Source organism: Nostoc sp. CCY0012 (assembly GCF_963920855.1).
GTDB lineage: Bacteria > Cyanobacteriota > Cyanobacteriia > Cyanobacteriales > Nostocaceae > Cyanocohniella.
This window is the reverse complement of the sequence record NZ_CAWUDM010000241.1, coordinates 1-1,116: the sequence shown is the minus strand read 5'-3', so window position 1 is coordinate 1,116 and position 1,116 is coordinate 1. Positions and strand designations below refer to the sequence as shown.

General features: G+C 42.7%; 1 protein-coding gene. It reads right to left on the bottom strand.

The genetic code is table 11. The annotated features are described in order from the left end of the window. Positions 1 to 43: 43 nt before the first annotated feature. The coding region (locus ACM0OS_RS28935) for a right-handed parallel beta-helix repeat-containing protein (RefSeq protein WP_414546614.1) at positions 44 to 1,116 on the bottom strand (1,073 nt) is incomplete at its 5' end.

Here is a 1,116-nt window from a genome sequence, read left to right as displayed (position 1 = left end):
CACAGAAACTGCATGAAAAATTTTGAGCATCTCTCCCACAAAATCAACACCCTACATTAGAACTTCTCTTATTACCGTTCATTCTCTTACCCGGAAAAGAATGGAGAATGTTGTTCAAAACTCGGACATTAGATGAATCAGTAGCAAAGATTTGTCCACCTTGGAGTTCGGGACTTTGGTTATTCAATACAGCAGTGTTATTGATGATATCAATATTATCACTGAGGTAGGAATGGATACCGGAACCGCCATTTCTGTATGTGACATTGTTGGCAACTAAAGTGCGACCCCGATAGCGACCCAAAGTAGAACCGTTTTGAGTATTGCGAGAATCATCAATAATAATGCCATTACCATCAGTGATTCTACCAACTGCCAACCATTCAATGTTTTGACGATTGTTGTAAGTGCGATTGTTGGTAACAATCATCTTGTAATCTGTGGTGTTGTTATCAGAGTTCCAATTCTGCCACATGGAAATGCCGCTATTGGCATAGACAGAGTACCAAGCATTATTAAAGACCTCATTGCCGTCAATGGTTACATAGTCAGCTTGAATGAAGTTGATCCCGCCACCACCACAGTTATGTACCTTGTTGTTGAGAATACGGATGTGACGCGAACGCCCATTTTTGCGCCCATCTACAGTAATGCAGTTGCCGTTAGTCAAGTGATTACCACCGTTAGATTTCTGGCTTCTAGCGTAATCGAGGGTAACGTTAGCATTGTTGCCTTCAACTTCCAGCCCATTGATTTCGATATAAGAAGCACCGCGATCTATCTCAATACCGTGCCAAGCATTGTGTTTGATTTTGGGTGAATGTCCAGGATGCGCTTTATAAGTAATCCAAGCATTTGCATTTCCAGAACGAGTAATATGTACCACATGGCCAGAACCAGAATTTCTGTACTCGCCGTTCATAATCAGTACAGTGTCTCCCGGCTGAGTCAGGTTTGCTGCTCGTTGAATTGTTCTAAAAGCAGACGATGCAGAACGCCCGTTATTGTCATCGTTGCCGCTACCACTGACATAGTATGTGGTTCCTGAGTTCATGCTTACTAGCCTTAGTGGTGCAGAAAAGTCTTGAACCGCTTGTATACCAGGAGTCTGACTGA